Genomic DNA, 2,934 nt, shown 5'->3' with positions numbered 1-2,934 from the left:
CGAAATCTCGTGCACCGGATTGTCAGGAGAACGCCTTGGGCGCCCCTGGAAAGCGCGTGGGTTATAGCACGGGAATCCGGCCTGTCCAGCGCCTAGGTGTTGATTTCCGGTTGGAAATGGACAGGCCGATTGCCGGTTGCCAACCCGGGATGCCTGGCATCGCCAACCGCTTCATTTCGGGTCGCCGGCGTCTGTTTCTTCCTCGTCGTCGCGCGCGGAGATGACATAGGCGCCCTTCAGCCAGCGGTTGAGGTCGATGTCCTTGCAGCGCGTCGAACAGAAGGGAAAGGTATCGCGCGCCGAAGGCTTGCCGCATTCGGGGCAGGGGCGCTTCGGCCGCAGCGGCGTGACCTTGTCATCCGGGCTCACGGTCGTGCTCCCGCCTGCCAGCCGCCATGCACCTTGAAGCCTTCGCCGCTGAGCAGCGCCACCGTCTCATAGAGCGGCAGGCCGACGATGTTGGTGTAGGAGCCGGCCAGCTTGACGACGAAGGAGCCGGCCAGGCCCTGGACGGCGTAGCCGCCGGCCTTGCCGCGCCATTCGCCCGAGGCGATATAGGCTTCGATCTCCTCGCGCGGCAGCCGCTTGAAACGCACCCGCGTTTCGACCAGCCTTTGGCGCAGTTTGCCGCCGGGCGTGATCAGGCAGACGCCGGAATAGACGCGGTGCGAGCGGCCCGACAGCAGACCCAGGCAGTTGGCGGCGTCGTCGATCGTCTCGGCCTTGGGCAGGATGCGCCGCCCGACCGCGACCACAGTATCCGCGGCCAGGACGAAACCGGGCGCATGGTCGGGCTCCGACTTCAACGACGCGAACGCCTTTTCGGCCTTTTCCTTCGACAGCCGCTTGGCCAGCGAGCGCGGATGTTCGTTACGCAGCGGCGTTTCGTCGATATCGGCAGGCAGAACGCGGTCCGGCTCGATGCCGGCCTGCTGCAAGAGTTCGATGCGGCGCGGCGAACCCGAGGCAAGCACCAGCTTCTGCAAAATGCCCATCGCTGTACCGGCCGGACCTTGATCTTACTTGAAACGGTAGGTGATGCGGCCCTTGGTCAGGTCGTACGGCGTCATCTCGACCAGGACCTTGTCGCCGGTCAGCACGCGAATGCGGTTCTTGCGCATGCGGCCGGCCGTATGGGCGATGATCTCGTGTTCGTTTTCGAGTTTCACCCTGAACATCGCGTTGGGCAACAATTCCGTCACGACACCCGGAAACTCGAGGACTTCTTCCTTCGGCATTCGATACCTTTGCTTGGATGGGCGATCCCGGCGCTTAGAGCATGATGCCGAAAAGTGTGAAGCGATTTTCGGACGACATCATGCCCTACTTCCTGGTTTAGAGCCGGATTCGGATTTCAGGTCGAACAGACCTGAAATCATCCGACTCTAGCCGGAATTTCGGCGGAACCTATATGATAATCATTCGCTTGTGAACACGCTTAATCCGCCGCGTTTTTTGCTTCCGGAAGCTGGAATCGTCGGCCTATGCGCGACTTCAACCGCTCGCGCACGTCGCGGTAGGCCGCCATGATCTGCTCGCGCGTCCCGCTGGCATCGGTGGGATCCGGCGTTGGCCAGTATTCGACCTCGACGGCGAGCGAGCGGGTCAGTTCAAGCGCCGCGTGGTGCGCTTCTGGCGCCAGCGTGACGATCAGGTCGAAATAGTCGTCCTCGAGATCGTCGAGCGTCCTTGGATGGCGCTCGCCCAGCGAAAGGCCTTCCTCGGCCAGCACGGCGTCGACGAAGGGGTCCCGCTCGCCGGCGCGCACACCGGCCGAGGCGACGAATATGGTGGCGGGCAAAGCCCGGCGCGCCAGCTGCTCCGCCATCGGCGATCGCACGGCATTCATGCCGCACAGGAACAGGATCGAGCGGGGCGGGGCGCCGGGTGACAGGACTAACCCCGCCAGTGCAGCACGCAGACCAGCGTGAACAGCCGCCGCGCCGTGCCGAAGTCGATGTCGATCTTGCCGGAGAGCCGGTCCATCAAGGTCTGAGACCCGTCATTGTGCAGGCCGCGCCGGCCCATGTCGATGGACTCGATCTGGCTTGGCGTCGAGGAACGGATCGCATCGTAGTAGCTTTCGCAGATCATGTAGTAATCCTTGACGATGCGCCTGAGTGGCGTCAGCGACAGGATATGGGTGACGACGGGGGTGCCATCCTCGCGCGACACGGCGAACACCAGGCGCTGCTCGGCCAGCGACAGCTTCAGCCGGTAGGGCCCGGTGCCGCTGTCATTGACCGGTTGAAAGCTGTTTTCCTCGATCAGGTCGAAGATCGCCACCGCGCGCTCATGCTCGACATCGGGCGTCGAACGGCCGATCGATTCATCGAGTTCGACGTCGATCAGCCTCGAACGGGTATGATCGGAGTCCGACATGACGGCCTACATGTTCAGCCGTATGGCGACGGAGCGGCCATGCGCCTCGAGGCCCTCCGCCTTGGCGAGCGCGATCGCCGCCGGGGCCAGCGCCCGCAGCTGGTCGGGCCCAAGCTTGAGGATCGAGGTCCGCTTGACGAAGTCGAGCACCGACAGGCCCGACGAGAACCGCGCCGAGCGCGCCGTCGGCAGGACATGGTTGGAGCCGCCGACATAGTCGCCGATGGCTTCCGGCGTGTGGCGGCCGAGGAAGACGGCGCCCGCATTGCGCATCCGCGACAGGAAAACCTCGGCGTCGTCTATGGCGAGTTCGACATGTTCGGCCGCGATGCGGTCGACCAGCGGCAGCGCGGCCTCGATGCGCGGCACCAGGATCACGGCACCGAAATCGCGCCAGCTCGCCGCCGCCGTTTCGGCGCGCGGCAGGCTCAGCAACTGGCGCTCGATCGCCTGTTCGACGGCGATGCCGAAGGCCGGATCGTCGGTGATGAGGATCGACTGCGCCGAGGCATCGTGCTCGGCCTGAGCCAGCAGGTCGGCGGCGATCCAGTC

6 protein-coding genes are annotated in these 2,934 nt (G+C 64.6%); all 6 read right to left on the bottom strand.

The window, feature by feature from the left end:
- Window positions 1-171 precede the first annotated feature (171 nt).
- On the bottom strand, window positions 172-369 hold the full coding sequence (yacG, locus tag WC739_RS25205; protein WP_372955702.1) for a DNA gyrase inhibitor YacG: 198 nt from the start codon (window positions 367-369) through the stop codon (window positions 172-174).
- Window positions 366-995, bottom strand: coding sequence for a Maf-like protein (locus WC739_RS25200; RefSeq protein ID WP_372955701.1), 630 nt, complete (start codon window positions 993-995; stop codon window positions 366-368). The genes yacG and WC739_RS25200 overlap by 4 nt, the downstream gene beginning before the upstream one ends.
- A 24-nt stretch (window positions 996-1,019) precedes the next feature.
- Window positions 1,020-1,238: a translation initiation factor IF-1 gene (gene infA, locus WC739_RS25195; RefSeq protein ID WP_006200926.1), complete on the bottom strand. Its 219-nt coding sequence runs from the start codon at window positions 1,236-1,238 to the stop codon at window positions 1,020-1,022.
- 200 nt (window positions 1,239-1,438) lie between these two features.
- A complete protein-coding gene (locus WC739_RS25190) occupies window positions 1,439-1,909 on the bottom strand; it encodes a low molecular weight phosphatase family protein (protein WP_372955703.1) in 471 nt (156 codons plus the stop codon).
- Complete coding sequence (locus WC739_RS25185) at window positions 1,897-2,382, bottom strand: UPF0262 family protein (protein ID WP_372955700.1); 486 nt, start codon at window positions 2,380-2,382, stop codon at window positions 1,897-1,899. The genes WC739_RS25190 and WC739_RS25185 overlap by 13 nt, the downstream gene beginning before the upstream one ends.
- A 6-nt stretch (window positions 2,383-2,388) precedes the next feature.
- Window positions 2,389-2,934: histidinol dehydrogenase (locus WC739_RS25180; protein WP_372955699.1), on the bottom strand; the 546-nt coding region annotated here is incomplete at its 5' end.

The organism is Mesorhizobium sp., assembly GCF_041661565.1.
Taxonomy (GTDB): Bacteria; Pseudomonadota; Alphaproteobacteria; order Rhizobiales; family Rhizobiaceae; genus Mesorhizobium.
This window is presented reverse-complemented; position numbering and strand designations above follow the sequence as displayed.